This window comes from Prolixibacter denitrificans (assembly GCF_003014495.1).
In the GTDB taxonomy this organism is placed as follows: Bacteria; Bacteroidota; Bacteroidia; order Bacteroidales; family Prolixibacteraceae; genus Prolixibacter; species Prolixibacter denitrificans.
In genome coordinates, this window is record NZ_PYGC01000001.1 from 663,102 (window position 1) to 684,775 (window position 21,674).

A 21,674-nucleotide genomic window follows, 5' to 3' on the forward strand; every position below is an offset into this window, starting at 1 on the left:
GCCGGGGTTTTCTTTTTTCACGAAAAGTGTATTTTATTTTACGATAAGAAATTGTAATTTAGTTATCTAAACCAAACCATACGATTTTTCGGCAAACAACTGCTTCCCCAACCAGACTAAAGTATCACCACCCATCTTCCTCAACTGTTTGAAGTGATTCTCATTTCTTTTTTATCCCGATAAAAGAGAGAAGAATCGTGTATTCCTATTTGCAGATAAATGGTCTTTACAATTCGGCTGACTGTTTATCTACGCTATGTTTCAGACCCAACCTTGTTCCTCAACAAAAAATTAACCTTTAAAAAGTCTGTTTCCATGAAAAAGTATCTTTTGTCCTTCATCAGCTACCTGCTGTTGATTGGCTTGTTTATTCCTTCCTGTACACAGGACAGCTCAATAACGGATAGCCCGGAGAAGTCGAAGGAAGGAGAGATGATGACCGCACAGTTGAACGAAGATCTGGAAGTTTGGGAGGTGGATCTGCTTACGTTGGCCAAAACGGAAAAGCTCGCTCACGATCTGTACAGCGAATTAAGTACGTTGTTTCCCGACAATCCGGTTTTTGAACATACTGCGGCGAGCGAACTGGTACACTGGACACGTATCAGCGATCTGATTGCAACCTACGACAACCTCGATGACCCAACCCGCGATGGTGATGGCGTTGCCTATGGCCCCGGTGTCTTCGATGATGAAAATGATGACTTCACAACGGTTTATAGTAGTATGCTTGACTTTGCAGGCGACGATGTGACCAAGGCATTCAAGGTCGGGTATCTCATCGAGTGTCTCGAAATCCTGAATGTCTCCAAGGCCATAACTTCTGCTACTGACGCGGCTATTTCCGAGGCATTGGCTGTTTACAGCTGTCTGGAGAATGCCGAGCCACATCACCTGAAAGCGTACAACTGGAACCTCCTGAAAATAGGAGTCGAATATAATTGGGAGCTGATAGCTGACGATTTTGGAGACTTCTTTTCAGAAGAAGATTTAACAATTCTGGATCCCGTTGTAACGGAAATCCTGGAAGATCAAACCGCTCCCGGAAATGGTGGAGGTGGAATCTGTCCTGGATGTGGCTTAGGACCTTATACCAACGATTGTCCATGCGGACTCGGTCCTTGTGGAACGGGTGGAACCGCCACGACAACACTGTCTGAAGTCGAGCTGAATGACTTAATCTATCTGGTAAAACTGGAAAAAATGGCCTATGAAGTTTATTCAACGTTAGGCCAAACTTATTCAACAATGCCCATTCTGGGGAATATTTCTGAAGCAGAATACCGACACTGGAAAGTTCTTCAGAACCTGTTTGTCAAGTATAGTGAAACTGACCCGACAAAAGACGGAGACATTGAGCTTGATATCGGCTTATATAATGATGACGATATGACTGATGCTTACGATGAAGCTATCGGTTATGGTGGAGTTTCCCTGCTTCAGGCAATGGAAACCGGAGCCATTATCGAGCAACTCGAACTTGACTCGCTCAATAATGCACTAGGAAGAACAACTCTTCCCGATTTGACAACCATATACACCAACTTTATCAACGCCGACGGAGCTCATCTGGATGCCTTCAACAAGCATACAGATTAAGTATTACATTTAAGGTTCACTTTAATTTCCATGGCGAACGGGGCTGTGCATCGAGCATGGCCTCGTTTCTTTTTTAGCAATTTCATAAGATCCAAAACAAACAACTATTTCAGATATGTACATTTTTCAATATTTTTGAATTTATTCTATGCATTCATAAGGAAAAACTAAACAGTTTTTCAAATTACTTGTTAGTAACAACAAAAAGGAGATATACTATGGAATTTTATCTAGCGAAAACATTAAATGATACCTCATTCGAAACTGCTTTGGACAAAGTTACATCGGCCTTGAAGGACCAGGGTTTTGGTGTTATTACCGAAATTGATGTGAAAGATACGCTGAAAAAGAAGATTGATGTGGACTTCAGAAAATACAAAATTCTGGGAGCCTGCAATCCAGCTTTAGCGCATCAGGCACTTGAGAGTAACGACAAAATTGGAATTATGCTTCCGTGCAACGTCGTTGTGCAGGAAACTCCGGAAGGAAAAATTGAAGTCTCGACGGTGAATCCAATGGAAGCGATGAAACCTGTTGCAACACCGGAACTGGAGAAATTCGCCGGTGATGTGACACAACATCTCCAATCAGTACTGGACGTATTGTAATCTATCGATAACTTTAGTCTTTCCTAATGATAAAGGCCGCAAATTGCGGCCTTTATCTATTTTTAGGTTATTGAATTCCTATTGGATCGGGATTACCATCCGGATCTCCGGTAACAGCTCCATCAGCAACCGGGTGACCGTTGGTCATCAACAAAATACCGGCCATGTGGGGTGCCGCCATCGAGGTTCCACTCATCGTGGTGTAACCTCCACCTTTGTATGTTGAAAATACATTAACACCCGGCTCACAATAATCGACATGCGTACCATAGTTGGAGAAATAAGCCCACGCATCCTGGTCATCACATGCTGAAATTGTAAACAGGTTGACACCTTCGGCTCGTGCCGGTGAGTGATATTCTGCATCGTCCGATTCGTTTCCAGCTGCTAAAGCAACGTAAACTCCACTGGCCCCCAATGCCTCAACCGCTAAATCGATTGGTTCGTAAATCGAACCTCCCAAACTCAAATTAGCTGCATCACCAGGCGAAGCATTGCTGGTCACATAGTCGATTCCGGCAATAATCTGAGAATAAGCTCCCGAGCCTCTCCTGTCAAGCACTTTAACGGGAACAACTGTCGCACCGGCTGCTACACCAACAACACCAATATCGTTGTTCAACGCAGCAATAATTCCCGCACAGTGACTTCCGTGCCCGTTGTCGTCATCAGCGGTAGTCGTACGAGTAACAAAAGTCTGGGCTCTACTTACGTCAACCAGCAAGTCCGGGTGATCATAATCGATTCCGGTATCGATTACCCAGGCTGTTTTCCCGGTACCGTCACCAGTCCCAACTCGGGCAATCCCATAAGGTACCGTTTGAGCAGGAGGAGTGGGATCGACAACCGGTGGTTTTCCGCGTAGAATAAACATTCGATCCGGGTAGATCTTTTCAATATTCGGATTATTCCTCAATTGACTTAACTCACTCTCACTTAAATCAGCAGCAAAACCTTTTACAGCTGTGCCATAAACCTGCAGAAATGGTCTTTGATTCAAATCTCTTTCCGGAAGAAAGGCTTTGGCCGTTTCTTTAACGGCAGCCTGGCGACCTTCGTACGTTAAAGAGGCAGTTTTTAAGTTAACAACTCCGGACTTAAGGACAACAATATATTGTCCCGGAATGACCTGCCCGCTGGAGATTGTTTCATCGATTTGAAGCGAGGGGGAGCTTTCATTTTTCTCACAACTAACCCACAACAATATCAGCATGGCTAATACGATTAATTTCATCATTTTCATAAATAGAGGTTTTAAATGTTAATTAATCCAGCAGAGTCATTACTTATAAAGATACTCAAAATAAAATAAAAGCAGGCAGCGTTTTCGGCTTAACGCTACCTGCTTCGGGGCTAGTATTAGGTCAGTTCAAGCTAAGTCTGCTTCCGTTACAGAAGTGATAAGAATCTTTATATATCATCTACGGCCGCGGCGACCTCCGCCTCTCGAACCAATTGAACCCGTCGATCCTGAACCAGAATCATCTGTACTCAACTCCTCATCATCTCCTTTTCCTTCCGGACGATTACCGTGAGATTCTTCCTCCGCAGTATAAGAGAACGGAGATGAAGAACGATCGACGTTCGGCATCTGCCAAACCATAAACTCTTCGTTACCATGAATGAGTTCAAGTGCCTGTACATAGTCATCAGCCTGGTTGGTAAAACCGACCATTTTTTTCTTATAAGGAACGTCAATTGTATACCGATAAGTGCCTAACAGAACATCCAGTTCGGCTGCGTTGCCCTTCAGAATCTTATGAATGGTATAGGTTCCCAAATCCTTATACGTCCATGGGTCGGTCGAATCGTCAATAGTACGAATGGTAACGAACGTTTTCCAGAATTTTTGCCGGGTATACATGAACGCGGACAAGTCGATATACTTCTTCACAACAGTTTCCTGATTCTTGTTCGTTTTGTTCAATGTTCTGACGGTTTTCGTTATAACCGGATAGAAACATTCATCACCTGGAATACCCATAAACTCATTCAAATAGCATATTTCGTCGATTGTCAGAAATCCGGTTTTATCAGAGCCAGCACCAACACAAGCGGCACATACATTAGCAACGAACAGTTGCTTTTCTTCCAGTGTCATGAATTCAACTCCTTTTTCACTCTGACTCCAGTCGCTGATGTTATCCAGCCGGCCTTTCATTTTGAAGTTGTCCACCAGAAAACTCAGCCTGCCTTGGAATCCGTTGGTAAGTAGTTCTTTATAAATGGCTAAATTTTCAAGGGGAGAATCGATGGGCTTGTCTTCAATTTCCTGAGCAAGAGCGGCATCAGTTCGAACCATGAACAAACGCCCGCAATAGTCCCGAATTACCTCGGATACTGTTCCGTCGCCGAAGTTCTTAATCACTTCTTCCAACCTACGATCAAGCACTTCGGGACCCGAACGAATCAGGTTGAGACGTCCCATTTCAATTTCCTGGACATTTTCTCCCACAACTTCATAAACTTCACCTTCGGAATCGTAAAGTAAAGGCACGTCATCCCATTCCGGGAAACCGCCGCCTTCAGGAACAATTACATCACCTTCGGGAGTTGTAATACTGGCGGTGAGAAAAGGAATCGTTACGTCGATAATTCCTTCTTTAACTACATCCTGGTACTCGACCGAGTATTCCAGCGGGTATAACTGGGGTATTCCTTTCAAATTACGCTGGATAACCCACAAGTCACCATACAGATCGCTAGGATCAACAGTAATCTTTTTGCCTTTTTTCAGAACCAACCCAGTCTCATCTTGTGGTTCGTCAAGAAATGATTGTTGGCACCCTGCAAACAAAAAGCAGATTGCAAGAGACAACAATAGCATCGATTTCATTCGTTTTAGGTTTTTCATAGCAAGATTTTTAAGAAATTAATGTCTGCGGAGGATTTAGGTGGGGGGTGTTTCAAACCGCAGACACAACTGCTAGTTTGTTTATATTAAATTTAGAGATTATCACCCGTTGAAGACAATCGCCTTAATGTGCATTTTATATTGCCTAAATGTGTAGCTATTTATGCACGTCTATTTACATGGACTCAACATATAAGGATTTGATTTAAACAATTGTTGAGTTCTATTGCCTTTCTGTTTAAATCGCTGTAAATTAGATTATGAATATTCGCTTATGAAAACGCAGATTTTGCTCATAGGATATCATCAACGAATTTTAGCCGATGCCCTGAGTGCCGTATTTAATAATATTAAAGATTTTGCGCTGGCGGGTGTCGTTCCGATTGGTGATGAACTATTGGACAAAATCAGAGTGTATGAAGCTGATATTCTCGTTCTTGAGTTTAACTCTCTGTCGTTTTTGAACTTGGATTACATCAAAAAGATACGCCTGTTAAACCACAACTTAAAAATCCTCATTTTATCAGACCTTGTTTCACGAGGTCTGCTGGAGAAGTGGCTTCCCGAGATTGATGGTTATATGTTGAAATCATGCTCTGCTGAAGAATTCATTTTCGCCATCCGTAAAGTTTCTGCATCAGAAAAATATCTTTGCTCGAAGGTGGCCACTTCTCTTTTTAAACAAGAACAACAATCCAGTGATGAAATCATACTCACCGAACGCGAGCGCGAAATTCTCGTATTAATGTTGATGATGGAGAACAATCATCAAATTGCGGAAAAGCTAAACATTAGTGAATCGACCGTAAGAACACATCGCAAAAATATTCGTCATAAATTCGGAACGTCCAACCAGATTCAAATTTTAACGTATGCTTGCCGGGAACGTTTGCTCCCCGATAGTAAACATCCAATTTGTACCAACTGTCGCATTCATTGTGCGCCTGCACTTGCCTGATTTTCTACAGAAAAGCTGTCCTCATTTAGTGAGTCTTATACTTCCCCCGAGGACTTCCTCAAAACAAAATTGATAATTCACGTTAGGGTAAATCCGGTTTTACGCGGTATTCATGTAAACAGAAACAGGAGTTCCGGAGAAATTTATTTACCAGCTGGCATAATCAACTGATTCAGCGTAAATTTATTATAGCATGTAGATTTATCACTGCTACTCCTGATTCCAAACCTCATATTAAACGAAATGATATGCGAATAAAAAGAAGTGTTGCTGTTAGTGAAAACGGATTTGTTTTCGACAGCTCAACCGGTGATTCTTTCAACCTAAATGGCATAGGGCGGGAAATTGTGGAGCTGATGAAAAATGGTTTAGAGCAATCGGATATCACCCAGAAAATTATTGAACGATACGAAGTTGAACCAGCCATTTTTGAGCAAAACCTGATGGATTTTCAATCTATGCTCAGACAATTCAATCTGTTGGAAGAATAACCTCTGCAATGTCAATCCCCTGAAACGTCTTCTATGTCTAAGAAAAAAATAACAATCGCCATTACCGGATTGAACAATACCGATAATCCGGGACCTGGAGTGCCATTCATCCGCGCCATCAGAGAATCGGACCGGTTTGATGCCACAGTCATTGGACTGGCCTACGAAAACCTGGAGCCGGGCATCTATATGAATGGTATTACCGACAAAACCTACCTGATCCCCTACCCATCATCCGGTTCGGAACAATTGCTGGCACGCATTGAGCAGATACACCGGAAGAATCCGATTGATGTCCTGATTCCGAATTTCGATGCCGAACTTTTCACTTTTATCAAGAATGAAAGTTGGTTGCGGGAAAGAGGTATCAAAACCTTTCTTCCGGAAATGGAAAGCTTCATGGAGCGCTCGAAAGACAATCTGAGTTCGTTTGGGAAAAAGTATGACTTCAAAGTACCGAAAAGCTTACCGTTAACCGGGGCACACCAGGTTGACCAACTTTTCGAGGAACTGGACTTTCCGGTATTCGTGAAAGGTAAATTTTACGATGCCTACAAAGCCTGGGACAAACACGAAGTGAATACGCTGTTCCATAAAATAAGTGCCAAATGGGGTCTTCCGGTTATGGTGCAGGAATTCGTGGAAGGCACCGAGGTTAACGTCATTGCGCTGGGCGATGGCAAAGGAAACACGATTGGAGCTGTGCCCATGCGAAAGACCTACATTACCGACAAAGGAAAAGCGTGGGGCGGTATTACTATCGACGATGAGAAAATGCTTTCACTCACCTACGATATCATCAGGAAAACCAAATGGCGGGGTGGAATGGAACTGGAGATGATTCGGACCCGAGACAACGAATACTACATCATCGAAATCAATCCGAGGCTTCCTGCCTGGCTCTATCTCGCGGTAGCTGCAGGGCAAAATCTTCCGGAAGCAATGGTTCGACTGGCATTAGATGAAAAATTAGAACCGTTTCATGCGTTCAAATCCGGCAAAATGTTCATTCGCTACTCATACGATTTGATTGGAGACATCTCTCTTTTCGAAAGCATTACCGTAAAAGGCGAATTATAAAATTGAATAACTTCTGAAAAACAATAAAGCTATGGCAAAGTTAGCCTACGAAAGACCTATCATCAACCGGATTAGTGCCGGTATTCCTGATAAATTTGGCATGCAAAGTCGCATTCGTCCCATCCCGCAAATCGAGGGCTTGTCTGTCGAAGAATTAATGAAGAAATACGGCTCTCCATTATTTGTACTCTCAGAAAAAACCATTCGGGACACATATCGCAGCGCCCTGAAAGCATTCGAAACGCGTTATCCGTCGGTCCAGTTTGCGTGGTCCTATAAAACCAACTACCTCGACAGCGTTTGCCGGATCTTTCACCAGGAAGGTTCATGGGCCGAAGTAGTTTCGCGCTTTGAATATGAAAAAGCGCTGTCCAACGGCGTGCCGGGAAATCAAATCATCTTCAACGGACCGCACAAAACCCGCGACGATTTGGAGGTTGCAATTGAAAACGACTCGCTGATTCACATCGACCACTTCGATGAACTGTACACACTGCTGGAAATTGCCGGGAAGTCGGCAACCAAACCCAAAGTGGCTATTCGTGTTAACATGGACACCGGAATTTATCCTCGTTGGGAACGGTTCGGATTTAACTACGAAAACGGTGAAGCATGGGATGCACTGAACCGCATCATGCTGAGTGGAAAACTCGACCTGGTGGGGCTACACACCCACATCGGAACATACATCCTGGCTCCGTCTGCCTATGGAATGGCAGCCAACAAACTCGCTCAACTGGCCATTAATCTGGCACGGAAATACAACCACCATGTTCAATACATCGACATGGGAGGTGGCTTTGCATCGAAGAATACCCTGAAAGGAGCCTATCTTCCGGGTACGGATACCTGCCCAACATTCGATGAATACGCTGATGCTATCACCAGTGCGCTGATCAATTCAGAAATTGAACCAGACCATATGCCAACCCTTTTCCTGGAAACAGGGAGAGCGTTAATTGACGACGCCGGATATCTGCTGGGAACAGTGATTGCCAATAAACGACTTCCTGACGGGCGCAGGGCAACGGTGGTCGATGCCGGTGTTAATCTCCTGTTCACCTCCTTCTGGTACGATCACCAGGTTGTGCCCGCGGTCATTTCGTCACAGCACACCGAGAATACAACTATATACGGACCTCTTTGCATGAATATCGACATCCTGCGCGATGCCGTTATGTTCCCTCTGCTAAGGCCCGGAGAACGGATTGTTATCCCACGAGTAGGTGCCTACAACATGACGCAGTGGTTGCAGTTCATCACCTATCGGCCCAATATCGTCCTGATTGATACGGAGCAGCGCGTACATGTTATTCGTGAACAGGAGAACCAAAACACATTCCAAACATCCGAACGTATTCCGCAATATTTAAAATAATATGACCGAAAACGAGCACATCGTTCTGGCTTCCATACCACGAAGCTATGCCCAGGTATTCTTCTCCAATTACTCATTCCTGGGATGGCTGTTACTCGGAATCAGTTTTATCGATTGGGTAGCCGGGACCTGTGGCCTGATTGCCGTTGTGGTGGCCAATGCCATCGCCTGGCTTTTAGGCTATTCTTCCGAGATGATTAACCAGGGAATGTACGGCTTCAACGCTTTGCTGGTGGGCCTGGGAACCGGACTTGGTTTCCAGCCCGGTTGGGAACTCTTTTCGATTACCATTTTTGCCGCTGTATTTACCCTGTTTCTTACCCTGGCTTTGGAGGGTATTTTGTATAAATACAATCTTCCCTACCTCAGCCTTCCGTTCATGTTTGGGATGTGGATGGTGATGCTGGCCTCGCGCGATTTTCAATCGTTGGGCCTAAGTGAACGAGGGATTTACACTGCCAATGAGTTGTTTACCCTTGGCGGAAAACCGCTGGTCGACCTCTATTATTCGATTGCACACATCGATTGGCCACCGGCTCTTCGCACCTATTTATTATCGCTTGGCGCCATATTTTTTCAAACCAATTTGCTGGCCGGCATCCTGATTGCCATTGGACTATTGCTTTTCTCCCGGATTGCTTTTACACTTTCGGTATTAGGATTCAGTATTGCCTGGGGATTCTATCAGCTTACCGGTGCCAACATTCACGAATTGACATACACATACATAGGATTCAACTACATCCTGACAGCCATTGCCATCGGGGGAATTTTCCTGGTCCCTTCATTTAAAAGCTACCTATGGACGGCTATTTTGCTTCCGGTAGTGGTCATGTTGACACTGAGTCTCGGAAAAGTTTTTCTGTCATTTGGACTTTCGGTTTATTCACTGCCGTTCAATATTGTTGTCATCACATTTGTCTACGTTTTAAAACTTCGGCTTGAGCCGGAAAAAGGCCCGATAGAGGTTACTTTACAGGAAAACTCTCCGGAACGAAATCTATACCACCATATCGGCACCAAACAACGGTTTGCCAACCGGTTTTATCTTCCGGTAGCTCTTCCATTCTTTGGCGAATGGACCGTTTCACAAGGGCATTCAGGCGAATACACGCACAAAGACGAATGGAAGCATGCCTGGGACTTCGTTATTACTGATGAAGAAGATAAACAGTATAAAGGGGATGGTGATTGGGTTACCGATTATTATTGCTTTGGGAAAGCTGTAGCCTCTCCGGGCGATGGAACGGTTGCCGAATTGGTCGATGGCGTTCCTGACAATAAAATTGGCGATGTCAATACTCATCAAAACTGGGGAAATACAGTCGTTGTCAAGCACAGCGATTATCTCTATTCCAAGTTATCTCATCTGAAGGAAGGCAGCATCAAGGTAAAGAAAGGGGAATTTGTCAAACAGGGACAGACTATCGGTGAAGCAGGCAATTCGGGACGTTCACCTTACCCACACCTGCATATGCAGTTCCAGGTATTACCTAATATTGGAGCTCCGACACTTTCGTATCCATTCGGTCAATATATTCTGAATAACGGTCATGCAAAAGAATTAAAATCATTCGCTATTCCCCGTAAGGATGAAAAAATTGCCAGCATCCGGAAAACCAAGCTAATTGAAGAGGCAATGCATTTCATACCTGGAGAACATCTTCAATTTCGAATTCTGAAAAACGAAATCCCTGCATTTCGTCGATTATCTGAAAAATCCGAATGGATCGTAGACACCACTTCCCGGAATGAATCGCGGTTGATTTCTGAAACGGAACAAGCGACTGCCTGGATTTACAACGACGGCCAAGTGCATTATTTCAGTCATTTCCAGGGAAAAAACAAGTCGTTGCTTTACCTCTTTTTCCTGGGATTATTCAAGGTGCAATCAGGTTTCTATGCCGATTTGGAGATTCAGGACAGCATACCGCCCAACCTTGTTTTTCCAAAAAGCTGGATGTTTTTGCACGACTTTACAGCGCCCTTCTTCCGGTTTCTTCACGCCGACTTTTCGATGCAGTATTCTTATATCGATAACCCCACAATGCCTGGCCACATTGAGCTAACCTCCATTGTGGACAAGAAAATATTCAAGCGACAACTTAGTCGAATGACATTCAAAACAGAAATAGGTCCAACCGGAATTAAAAAAATCACGGTCGAAGAAAACGACAAAATACTGATTGCCTTATGCGAAGAGCCATCTTAATCATCCTGCTACTCGTGCCCTTCATTTCCATGGCACAGAAGAAGTTAACCCCGGCAGGGGTGGATAAAGAAACCTATGCCTTCTACCTAACTGGTGAATGGAAAAAATTGATTCAATTATCAAAAGAAGCCCACAAAGAAGGAATTGATTTTTTCTATCTGAATACCCGAACAGCCATCGCGTATTACAACCTGGGACACTATCGCAAATCCGTTCCGCTTTTTGAAAATGCTTTACAGGAAATAAAAGGTGACACCATCCTATTGGAATACCTGTACTACGCCTACCTCTTTTCAGGAAGAGGCCAGGATGCAGTTTTCCTGACACGGAAGTTCCCTGAATCACTGAAGACAAGGCTCGACGCACATCCCAAAGCCATTAGAAGTTTTTTCGTTGAATCTGGTATCGCTAATAACATGGATTACGCCAACATCACCACCATGTCGCGAAACAGAAATTCCAGCGTCTATGATGCAAACTATTATCCCAAGAACCAATATTACATCACAACTGGCTTTTCTCACGACCTGGGAGCGGGGGTGCGCTACACCCAGGCGTATACTTACATCGGGATTAATGAAGCACAGCACATCCGTGAAATGGGAAATACATCTAATGAATCAATGCATACAACGGTTCAGAATCAGTACTACGGTGCGTTAGATTTTAACCTGGGAGAGGGATTTCATCTCGTCCCTTCTCTCAACTTATTGTGGGGAAAATACAGTTATAACGCCTTATCCTACGACGTAAACAATGTAGCAACTTACGACCTTGTGAACGGTAATTTCAGTGATTACTCTCTTTATCTGGGGGTGTTCAAAAATTTTACATATTTCAGTACCGGGCTCAGCGGAAGTTATGCCAATCTTTTAGGCATCGATTGGACCCAGCTTAATGGGCAATTGGCTATCTATCCCTTGGCAAACCTCAACTTTTACCTGGTTTCCACACTCTCTTTGAAGCAACAAAAGCTGGCTTCAGCCGATTATTCTGATAACAATTTAGTATTTAACCAGAAAATTGGCTTTAAAACCGGACCGTTCTGGCTGGAAGGGTATCACACCGCTGGTTCCATGCAGTTCCTTTCCGAAGCGAGCAATTTTGTCATATGGAACACTCCCTACATCATCGATTCCAGGTGGGGAGCCAACCTGATTATCCCGATCCACCAAAACCGGTTACAACTCGTATTCCGCTACTACTCAATGCAGGAAAAGGGTTACCTGTTGTATTACCAAGACACAGAAAATTATCAATATGAAGAATACAATTTCACAAATCAGAATTTCTCAGGAGGACTGACATGGAATTTCTAGTAAAAACAACAATTGCAGTAGCTTTTCTGCTGTCATTTCAAGCAACAAAAGCCCAACAGGATTTCAATACAGTGATGACTGCATTTGAAAAGAGTTATACCTACGAGAAGGAGAATGACTTCAACCAGGCAATAGCAGAACTAAAGAAAGTTTATTCGGATGATTCTTACGAGATCAGCCTGAGGCTGGGCTGGTTGAATTACCTGCAAGGTAATTTCACGGAATCGGCTGCGCATTACCGCCATGCGGTCGAACTGAAACCCTATTCTGAAGAAGCCAGGATGGGGCTGGTTCTCCCCCTTTCAGCTTCCGGGAAATGGGATGAAGTAGTCGATTTGTACAACAAAATACTGGAGAATAATCCGAAGAACACAAAAGTCAACTACCGACTTGGCTTGATATACTATAACAGGAAGCAGTTTGAGAAAGCTTTTCCCTACTTTAAAACGGTGGTCGACCTCTACCCGTTCGATTACGACGGTCTCCTGATGCTGGCATGGACGCACTTCAGCCTGGGCCAAACCCGCGAAGCAAAAGTCCTTTTTCAAAAATGTCTGCTCTTCAAACCCGGTGATCCATCTGCCAGCGACGGCTTATCGCGAATTCCCTGAAAAAAATAACGGGTTACAGCAATAATTAAAACCGTAACCCGTTTTTATTCCATAAAGGAGCCCATTCCCCTATGCTCCTAACCCCAACAAGCACGTAACAGGAAATGGGCTTTCTAACCTCCCCCCAGAGGTACCTTTTACTTAAGTTCCGCGTGATGGGACTTAAGTTTTTTTTTCTCAAAAATCTCCTACAATAATCCTAAAACCTTGCTCCTGAATACAGGAGCAAAAAAATAATTCTACCAAACAAACTATAAATGTTCTCTCCAAACGAGAGCAAAAATTCAAAATCAAAAAAACGAATAATTAACTGTTTTTAATTCATTTATCCCTCCAGCATAACTGTCTTATATCTGTGCTTCCACATACCGTCGTTTTCAAATGATGAACCACTGTATTGGGGGAGACGTTAGGAAAGTCATACACGTTAAGGGGTTTTATCATTCTAACAGTTAAGTTGATTATAAATTTACGAACTAATCGCTCTTAATGTCAATTAAATTTTAACTTTTTTATCAAAATGTTTAAAATTCAGGTTTTACAGCATTTTCAGGGCTTTCAAGCCAAATTATTTTACAAAGCTGTGTTAAACAATTCGACAACATAGTTGACATAACATTTTAAAGAACGCCATTTTTTAGCATATATTCTTCAAGTGAGTGCTTAAAAGCCCCATAATATGAGGCTTTACGCCAAATTATTAAAATTCTGTTTCGGTTTTCTCACTTTTCTATCAATATCTCCTGCTTTTTTTCAACTAAAATCAACTGTATCTACTGAATATCAGTACATCAATTTCCATTTCGTTGGACAATTTTATATCTTGAACCGAAATCATACTAATAACCAAGCTATGCAAAATCACATTTCCAGAAGACTATTCCTAAAAAACACTGCTTTGGCTTCTGCCGGAGTTGCCATTGCCGGGTCATCCCTGGCTTCTGCGCCGGGCAACAAGCGGCTTTTCAAATTATCAGTAGCCGAATGGTCCGTTAATCCCCTCATCTTTGGCGATGCACGCAAAGATGGTTGGGAAAAGTTCATGCAGCTACTCAAAAACGATTTTGGAGCTATCGAGAAAGCGGCTCCGATGAAAAATATCGAGTTCCCGAGGTTCATCAGAGAAGTTGGAGGCGAAGGCGCTGAGTACGTAAATACCTGTATGTACGATAAAGCAAAGAACACAAAATATTTGAACGAACTGAACAATGTTTGCCGTGGAGAAGGAATTGCCAACGTACTCATCATGGTTGATGCAGAAGGAATGGTGGGCGCTCCGGAGAAGAAGGATCGACTACAAACCCTTGAAAATCATAAAAAATGGATCGATGCAGCAGCTCAGATGGGATGTCATTCTATCAGGGTGAACGCTGGTTCACAAGGTTCTTACGAAGAACAACAGAAACTGGCAGCCGACGGACTTCATCTACTTTGTGAATACGGCGACAAGGCTGGCATCAATATTCTGGTAGAAAATCACGGCGGTTTTTCCAGCAACGGTAAATGGCTTAGCAAAGTGATGGAAATGGTCGACCATCCTCGAGTCGGTACCCTACCCGATTTCGGTAATTTCCGCACCAGCTACGAACCGGAGGAATGGTACGACCGCTATCTGGGAATGAAAGAACTAATGCCTTATGCCAAAGGGGTCTCAGCCAAGTCGCAGGAATTTGACGAAAATGGTGAAGAGATTCATTCCGACTTTCACCGGATCATGCGCATCGTGATGGAAGCAGGCTATCGTGGATTTGTCGGGATTGAATATGAAGGTGAACAACTGAGCCCCAAAGAGGGTGTGTTGGCCACCAAGCGACTGCTTGAAAAGTGCCACGACGAACTGGCAAAAGATTTCAAAGCCTGATATAGAAAGAGGTCACTTAAAAAGCGGCCTCTTTTCTTTTATGTTTCGGGGAGTTTTATAATTCACTTAATTGGAACGTTCGCTTCAACGCAGCGCCCTTTTTCCCGGCTTCCAGCTCAGCACACTCGTTATAAGCGTCATGTTCGAAAAACAACACATAATCTTCTTCCAGGGCTGTTTTCATGAATTCCGCTTTCTCTTCCATGGTCGTTACCGGGAATAAATCGTAACCGGCCAGCCAACCTACCGGGATGTTGGCGGTAACAGGAATCAAATCAGCAGTGAAAACCACCTTTCGTCCTTTGTATTCAATTACCGGAATCAATTGTCCGGGAGTATGACCATCGGCAACGATATAATGGAATCCGGGGATCAGATCTCCTTCCTCTTTAATCAACTGCAGCCTACCACTGTCACGCAAGGTTTCCAGATCTGTTGAGAAGTAGGCATTTCCGTCACGGATGTTTGGATTCCAGGCTTTCTCCCACTGACTTTCCGAAACCCAATGTGTCGCATTTTTGAACACTAACTCTGGTGTCATTCCATCTTCACCAAACTGAACAGCACCCCCACAATGGTCCCAATGCAGATGGGTAAAAAACATGTCGGTAATCTCATCCGGATGAAAACCGGCTGCTTTCAGTGAGCCGACCAGAGTTTCATCGCCATGAAGGCCGTTGTTTTTCTTGTACCTTTCATCGTATTTATCTCCGGCTCCGGCGTCAATCAGAATCTTCCGATCTCCGTCAACCACCAGCAAACATCTCATCGCTCCCTTGCAAAGATTATTTTCGTCCGATGGGTAATGCTTACTCCACAACACCTTCGGAACAACGCCAAACAAGGCGCCGCCATCTGCCATGAAATAACCTGCATGAATTGGATAAAGCTTCATATACTGAAATTTTGTGATTCGGATTTTGTTACTTTTAACCGCAAAATTGGCAAAAAGTTACCGAAACCATGAATATTCATTTCATCGCCATTGGCGGAGCTGCCATGCATAACCTGGCTATTACCCTAAAACAAAAAGGTTACCGGGTAACCGGCTCCGACGACGAAATATTTGAGCCCTCCAAAAGTCGTTTGGAACAACACGGTTTATTGCCCGATTCATTTGGGTGGGATGTTAACAGAATCACATCTGATTTGGATGCTGTCATCCTGGGAATGCATGCCCGCGAAGACAACCCGGAGTTGGCAAAAGCAAAAGAGCTGGGCGTAAAAATCTATTCGTACCCGGAATTCCTTTACGAACAGACCAAGAACAAAACCCGCGTCGTCATCGGCGGAAGCCATGGGAAAACCACCATCACGTCGATGATTATGCACGTACTGAAAGAGAATAACGTCGATTTTGATTACATGGTCGGTGCACAAATCGAAGGCTTTGACACGATGGTTAGGCTCAGTGAGTCGGCAAAAATCGCCGTATTCGAAGGTGATGAATACCTTTCATCGCCCATCGACCGGCGCCCGAAATTTCATTTGTATCAGCCACAAATCGGGCTACTTTCGGGAATTGCCTGGGACCATATCAATGTCTTCCCTACCTTCGATAACTATGTAGAGCAATTCAGGGAGTTTGCGCGGCTGATGCCGGACAACGGTCACCTGATTTATTTCGATGGTGACGAAAACCTGAGGAAAATTGCTGACGAAAACGCATCACGTCTGAAGATAACTGGCTACAACGAACACGCAGCCGATGTAAAAAACGGAGAAACGCAATTAATTACGACTGAAGGAAAACACGTGGGGCTGACTGTTTTCGGACGACATAATCTACAAAATATCAGCGGGGCGTACATTATTTGCCAACAATTGGGCGTATCGGATGAAGATTTTTACCGGACGATTTCCACTTTCAGCGGCGCTGCCCGCCGTTTGGAGAGACTGGCTGAAACCAATAGCATGACCATCTTCCGCGATTTTGCTCACTCGCCATCGAAGCTGAAGGCAACTGTGGAAGCGGTGAAGCAACAATTTCCCGACAGGAAGCTAACGGCTGTCATGGAATTACACACATTCAGTAGCCTGAAGAAAGAGTTTCTTCCGCTTTACAAGGAATCTATGGAAAAAGCCGACGAAGCATTCGTCTATTTTAGTCCGCACACGATAGAACATAAAAAACTTGAACCTATCACGACAGACCAGGTGAGAGAAGCTTTCGGGCGCGACGATCTGCAGGTATTTACGGATTCGGCTGCACTGTTTTCGGTATTGGAGAGTTTGCCGCACAACCACCACAACCTGCTGCTGATGAGTTCGGGGACCTTTTCTGGAAAAGATTTACCCGGCTTTGCTCAATCGCTAACTGAAGAATAAAAAAAGGGGAAATTTCATTCCCCTTCTCTGCTTTTAGTTGGTCTCTTTCACTTTTGCTTCAAGCGATTTGATTTGCTTATCCAGCTTGTTCTTTGCTTTCAGCACCAGCGATAAATCGTATGCATTTTTGACAGCTTCCTTATCGAAGGTTTCCAGAACGATGTAATAATACCGTTTCCCGAGAAAGACAGCTTTCAGCTTCAGGTCGGTATGCTCGGCAATAAATTTAATCACATCGTCGCTTTTCCCATTCTTATACGAAACCTGCTCCCACTTCTTATCCAGAAATTCACTGTGATGATTGTTGACATCGTTCAAAGGAACAGTATCGGTTCGGGCATCTAATTTGCCGTCATAAACCCGGATTGCCACATGATTAAGCCATTTATCTCCGTAGTAATTACTCGATAGATATATCCGTCCGCTGGCATCGAGGTGCACCTGGATAAATGACCGGTCCCAGCTCCGATTAACTGATTGTCTTTTCGGAACATATTGCATGTATTGATCGAACTCGCCTTTTTTTGTTGTGAAATTCTTTGACAACGCGTTAACCTGTTCATTCAGTGAATCGCGCTGAGCCCTGAGTGACACCAATTCCGCAACGAAGATGCGCTTCTTCATTTCACCGGCCTGTTTTATCTGGGCAACCGCTTCGGGATACGATTTGGCGATAGAATCAAGGCTTTGAACAGCCTTCACCGTATCGCCCTGCGAAAGCAATGTTTCCGCCCTGTTTATCTGTTGAGACGCTTTCTCCGATGGAGATGGTCCACATGAAACAAATAATACCGACATCAACCCAAGAAAAAATACTGCACTGCTATATACTCGTTTCATACCTCGAAATTTTTCCTAAAAATACAATTTCTGTTCGACTCAAAATGAAATTTTCAAAATCGGATGTGACAAGCTCAAATAATTCTGGCTACATTTGGAAGCATAAAGAACGAATTGGGATTCATTGCTGGATAATACTCCGGTTCTCAATGTGTTCTGAATTTAAATGACTCGAAATGAAAAAGATTATTGTGCTGGCAACGCTTGCAATAACGTTGTTTTCATGTCATCCCAATCGTCAAAGAGATGCTCAAATCTCGTTCAAGCTAAAAGACATTCATCAGGAGGATTACTACTATAAAGTTCACATTGCCTATCCGTTAGTCGAAAGTTACTGGTCGAATTGCCGGTTCGAAGACACATTTAACCGCGAAATGACCAGCTTTGCCGACAGTACGTTGGCTGAATTTCAGGGTAAAGAACTGGCGGAAAAGAAACAGGTTGTCGATCAGGCGTTGAAAGAAAGTCCGAATCCCCGACCGGGATATCGTTACGAAATGTCGCTCACTCATCAGTGGTTCAACATTTACAACGGGATGCTCAGTCTTCGTTTCAAGAAATACGAATACGCGTTGGGCGCTCATGGAAATACCTGGTTTATTTGCTACAACTTTTCGGCTGCCGATAATCGCTTTCTGACCATCGACGATATCATTGACCGTTCGACACCAGAAAAATTGCAGGAGCTGGCAGAGATTATTTCCCAGTATCTCGACAATCCGGAAGATTGCTTTGCAGTAACAGCCGATGATTTGGACAACGATTTTCAGAATGTCAACTTCACCAATGATGACATTATTTTTTCGTTTGCCAACTATCAGATTGGGCCGTACGCGTGTGGCACCGCCGTTGTGCATATTCCAATCGAAGTGCTGAAAAAGAAGAACCTGATACAGCCTGAATTTTTAAAAATGCTTCAGCCCGACGAATAACTTGCCCGATTTCATACTTTTTTCTGATTCAGGTAGCAAACGTTTAACGCCCATATCATAAAGGTTTACTACCTTTCGGGGAAAATTCTCTCCTAACCATGGTGACACTTACACAACTCGAATACATCGTAGCCGTAGACACATACCGTCATTTTGCGACTGCAGCCGAAAAAAAGTTCATTACGCAGCCAACGCTGAGTATGCAAATCAAGAAAATGGAGGACGAGCTGGGTGTCATCATTTTCGACCGGAGTAAACAGCCCATTATCCCTACCGATGTGGGGCGTAAAATTATTGAACAGGCCCGGCAAATTTTATTCGAGGCAAGTAAAATTAACACCATCATCGATGATTTTCGTGGGGAAGTGAGCGGAACGCTGAAAATCGGGATTATTCCTACATTAACCCCCTATCTTCTGCCTCTTTTTATTGGCGAATTCTCGAAGAAATATCCCAACATCGATATCTATGTGGAAGAATATTATACACATATCATTGAAGATAAACTGAAGAAGGATCAGCTGGATGTGGGAATTGTTGTCACTCCACTCAAGGATAAGAACATTCATGAAGACCCGCTTTTTTACGAGGAGATGAAAATCTTTTCGCACCGCGGCCATTCCATCGCTAAAAAACAAACCATTTCGGTAAAAGATATTGCATCACCAGACATCTGGCTCCTCGACGATGGCCACTGCTTCCGTACGCAGGTTATCAATCTATGCCGGATGAAAAACCAGGTGCAATCCAAGCTTCCTTTTCATTTTGACGGCGGTTCGCTGGAAACCATCATGAAAATTGTGGAACGGGAAGGCGGGTATACATTAATCCCGGAGCTCGCTGCCGGATTTGTTCCCCTTACCGCACCGGTCATTGTCCGGAACTTCTCGGATTTGACCCCTTTACGGGAAGTCAGCCTGATTTATGCCCGTAATTTTGCCAAGCATAAACTGATCAGCGTTCTCCGCGAGGAAATCATTCAACAAGTTCCTAAATCTCTCAGGAACAAGGAGCGCGGAACCATTGTAGAATGGCGCTAATTTTTTTAATATTTTTATTTGTTGTTTAAGAAATATGTTATTTCTTTGCATCGCTCAAAACAAAAGGGCAAACAAGCCCTGATGAGCCGTTCAAAATTTTGAATGATTAACAGTCCTTCGTTTGGAGCTTAAAAAAATCTCGTTATTTTTGCAGCGCCAAATAAAAGGCAAGCAATAGGAGGCCCGTTCGTCTAGGGGTTAGGACGCCAGGTTTTCATCCTGGTAACAGGGGTTCGATTCCCCTACGGGCTACAACAGGAACGCATCTCCGGAAAAACCGATTGAATGCTTTCCAAATCAGTAAAAAACGTTAATTTTACAGTCCCATTTGAAGGGACATTGAACAAGGAGGCCCGTTCGTCTAGGGGTTAGGACGCCAGGTTTTCATCCTGGTAACAGGGGTTCGATTCCCCTACGGGCTACTTTTTAAAGACATTAATTATTTAGGGAAATGGCAAATCATAAATCAGCAGCAAAGAGAGCAAGACAATCAGAAAAGCGTCGTTTGGAAAACCGCTATTACGCGAAAACGATGCGTAATGCAGTTCGTAAACTGCGTGCTACCAGCGAAAAAGAAGTTGCTTCGGAAATGTACCCGAAGGTTTCTGCTATGCTCGACAAACTGGCTAAGAAAAATGTCATTCACAAAAACAAAGCGGCTAATCTCAAGTCAAGCCTGTCTTTGCACGTGAACAGCCTGTAAGATATTTCTAATCTATATTTCAGCTCATCCTTCAGAAAGGGTGGGCTTTTTTTGTTTTGACCAATTTCTCCGTTCCCGGTTTGGATTACATTTTGTAAATTAGTTAAAAGCTAAACCTGAATGGAAGAATACCGAAAACTCAGTATCAAGGACTGGGCCGTAGAAGACCGCCCCCGCGAAAAACTCCTCTACCGGGGACTCGCCTCTCTTTCCGACGCCGAACTAATTGCCATCCTAATTGGCTCGGGCAACAGCGAAGAAACTGCTGTCGAATTATCACGCCGAATTTTAGGGACTGTAAAGAATAACCTGAATGCATTGGGCAAGCTTGATGTGGATGCCCTGAAGAAATTCAGAGGAATCGGGGAAGCAAAAGCAATTACTGTAATCGCCGCATTAGAGCTGGGACGGCGACGTAACCAGTCTGAAGCTCTAAAAGCGAAACAAGTGACCAGCAGTCGTGATGCCGCCGAATTCCTGCAACCCGTGATGGGCGATTTGTCTCACGAAGAGTTTTGGCTTATTCTCCTCAACCGCCATAACAAGATTATTCACTACGAGCGAATCAGCCAGGGAGGCCTGACCGGAACCGTTATCGACGTTCGTCTCATTCTGAAAAAAGCGCTCGAAAAACTGGCTACATCCATTATTATCGCTCATAATCATCCATCAGGGAATCTGCTGGCCAGCGAGTCCGATCGTAAAATAACCAAACAAATGAAAGAGGCCGCTAAACTGATGGAAATCCCGCTGCTCGATCACCTCATCATCACTCAAAACGGTTACTATAGCTTCGCCGATGACGGTGCCATCTGAAAAACATAGTAGTATTTTTTTACATTTGTGATAAACCCAGCCTT

19 protein-coding genes and 2 tRNA genes are annotated in these 21,674 nt (G+C 43.9%); 17 read left to right on the forward strand and 4 right to left on the reverse strand.

Annotated elements, in window-relative coordinates; all coding sequences use genetic code 11:
• Positions 1-315 precede the first annotated feature (315 nt).
• The gene (locus CLV93_RS02900) at positions 316-1,599 is read left to right on the forward strand and encodes a DUF2202 domain-containing protein (RefSeq protein WP_170108850.1); all 1,284 of its coding nucleotides are present in this window, start codon (positions 316-318) and stop codon (positions 1,597-1,599) included.
• Between the two features lie 218 nt (positions 1,600-1,817).
• Complete coding sequence (locus CLV93_RS02905; protein ID WP_106540649.1) at positions 1,818-2,207, forward strand: DUF302 domain-containing protein; 390 nt, start codon at positions 1,818-1,820, stop codon at positions 2,205-2,207.
• A 67-nt stretch (positions 2,208-2,274) separates the two neighbouring features.
• Here CLV93_RS02905 and CLV93_RS02910 read toward each other — a convergent pair whose 3' ends face one another.
• The gene (locus tag CLV93_RS02910; protein WP_211297724.1) at positions 2,275-3,444 is read right to left on the reverse strand and encodes a S8 family peptidase; all 1,170 of its coding nucleotides are present in this window, start codon (positions 3,442-3,444) and stop codon (positions 2,275-2,277) included.
• 180 nt (positions 3,445-3,624) lie between these two features.
• Positions 3,625-5,061: a hypothetical protein gene (locus CLV93_RS02915; RefSeq protein WP_146141933.1), complete on the reverse strand. Its 1,437-nt coding sequence runs from the start codon at positions 5,059-5,061 to the stop codon at positions 3,625-3,627.
• Between the two features lie 274 nt (positions 5,062-5,335).
• Here CLV93_RS02915 and CLV93_RS02920 point away from each other — a divergent pair, with 274 nt between their 5' ends.
• From CLV93_RS02920 to CLV93_RS02955, 8 genes are all read left to right on the forward strand, one after another.
• Complete coding sequence (locus tag CLV93_RS02920) at positions 5,336-6,019, forward strand: response regulator transcription factor (RefSeq protein ID WP_106540652.1); 684 nt, start codon at positions 5,336-5,338, stop codon at positions 6,017-6,019.
• Between the two features lie 248 nt (positions 6,020-6,267).
• A complete protein-coding gene (locus CLV93_RS02925; protein ID WP_106540653.1) occupies positions 6,268-6,510 on the forward strand; it encodes a PqqD family protein in 243 nt (80 codons plus the stop codon).
• Between the two features lie 33 nt (positions 6,511-6,543).
• Positions 6,544-7,590 carry an ATP-grasp domain-containing protein gene (locus CLV93_RS02930; RefSeq protein ID WP_106540654.1) on the forward strand — a complete coding sequence of 349 codons (1,047 nt, stop codon included), beginning with the start codon at positions 6,544-6,546 and terminating at the stop codon, positions 7,588-7,590.
• 31 nt (positions 7,591-7,621) lie between these two features.
• Positions 7,622-8,968, forward strand: a complete 1,347-nt coding sequence (locus CLV93_RS02935; RefSeq protein WP_106540655.1) for a type III PLP-dependent enzyme domain-containing protein — start codon at positions 7,622-7,624, stop codon at positions 8,966-8,968.
• A gap of 1 nt (position 8,969) precedes the next feature.
• Complete coding sequence (locus tag CLV93_RS02940; RefSeq protein WP_106540656.1) at positions 8,970-11,180, forward strand: urea transporter; 2,211 nt, start codon at positions 8,970-8,972, stop codon at positions 11,178-11,180.
• The gene (locus CLV93_RS02945; protein WP_106540657.1) at positions 11,162-12,499 is read left to right on the forward strand and encodes a hypothetical protein; all 1,338 of its coding nucleotides are present in this window, start codon (positions 11,162-11,164) and stop codon (positions 12,497-12,499) included. The genes CLV93_RS02940 and CLV93_RS02945 overlap by 19 nt, the downstream gene beginning before the upstream one ends.
• On the forward strand, positions 12,487-13,110 hold the full coding sequence (locus CLV93_RS02950; protein WP_106540658.1) for a tetratricopeptide repeat protein: 624 nt from the start codon (positions 12,487-12,489) through the stop codon (positions 13,108-13,110). The genes CLV93_RS02945 and CLV93_RS02950 overlap by 13 nt, the downstream gene beginning before the upstream one ends.
• Before the next feature lie 853 nt (positions 13,111-13,963).
• Complete coding sequence (locus tag CLV93_RS02955) at positions 13,964-14,971, forward strand: sugar phosphate isomerase/epimerase family protein (RefSeq protein WP_174821573.1); 1,008 nt, start codon at positions 13,964-13,966, stop codon at positions 14,969-14,971.
• A gap of 55 nt (positions 14,972-15,026) precedes the next feature.
• Here the strand turns inward: CLV93_RS02955 and CLV93_RS02960 are convergent, their stop codons facing one another.
• Positions 15,027-15,866, reverse strand: a complete 840-nt coding sequence (locus tag CLV93_RS02960) for an MBL fold metallo-hydrolase (RefSeq protein WP_106540659.1) — start codon at positions 15,864-15,866, stop codon at positions 15,027-15,029.
• A 68-nt stretch (positions 15,867-15,934) separates the two neighbouring features.
• Between CLV93_RS02960 and CLV93_RS02965 the strand changes: the two genes are divergently transcribed.
• Positions 15,935-17,299, forward strand: coding sequence for a UDP-N-acetylmuramate--L-alanine ligase (locus CLV93_RS02965; protein WP_106540660.1), 1,365 nt, complete (start codon positions 15,935-15,937; stop codon positions 17,297-17,299).
• Between the two features lie 33 nt (positions 17,300-17,332).
• Here the strand turns inward: CLV93_RS02965 and CLV93_RS02970 are convergent, their stop codons facing one another.
• On the reverse strand, positions 17,333-18,139 hold the full coding sequence (locus CLV93_RS02970; protein ID WP_106540661.1) for a hypothetical protein: 807 nt from the start codon (positions 18,137-18,139) through the stop codon (positions 17,333-17,335).
• Positions 18,140-18,315: 176 nt separating this feature from the next.
• Here CLV93_RS02970 and CLV93_RS02975 point away from each other — a divergent pair, with 176 nt between their 5' ends.
• The 6 genes from CLV93_RS02975 (at position 18,316) to radC (ending at position 21,630) form a co-directional block, all read left to right on the forward strand.
• Positions 18,316-19,071: a DUF3298 and DUF4163 domain-containing protein gene (locus tag CLV93_RS02975; protein ID WP_106540662.1), complete on the forward strand. Its 756-nt coding sequence runs from the start codon at positions 18,316-18,318 to the stop codon at positions 19,069-19,071.
• Between the two features lie 98 nt (positions 19,072-19,169).
• Complete coding sequence (locus CLV93_RS02980) at positions 19,170-20,111, forward strand: hydrogen peroxide-inducible genes activator (RefSeq protein WP_106540663.1); 942 nt, start codon at positions 19,170-19,172, stop codon at positions 20,109-20,111.
• A gap of 180 nt (positions 20,112-20,291) precedes the next feature.
• Positions 20,292-20,363 (forward strand) — tRNA-Glu (locus CLV93_RS02985).
• A 98-nt stretch (positions 20,364-20,461) separates the two neighbouring features.
• Positions 20,462-20,533, forward strand: a tRNA-Glu gene (locus CLV93_RS02990).
• Positions 20,534-20,562: 29 nt separating this feature from the next.
• Complete coding sequence (rpsT, locus tag CLV93_RS02995) at positions 20,563-20,814, forward strand: 30S ribosomal protein S20 (RefSeq protein ID WP_106540664.1); 252 nt, start codon at positions 20,563-20,565, stop codon at positions 20,812-20,814.
• A 120-nt stretch (positions 20,815-20,934) separates the two neighbouring features.
• On the forward strand, positions 20,935-21,630 hold the full coding sequence (gene radC / locus CLV93_RS03000) for a RadC family protein (protein WP_106540665.1): 696 nt from the start codon (positions 20,935-20,937) through the stop codon (positions 21,628-21,630).
• Positions 21,631-21,674 lie beyond the last annotated feature (44 nt).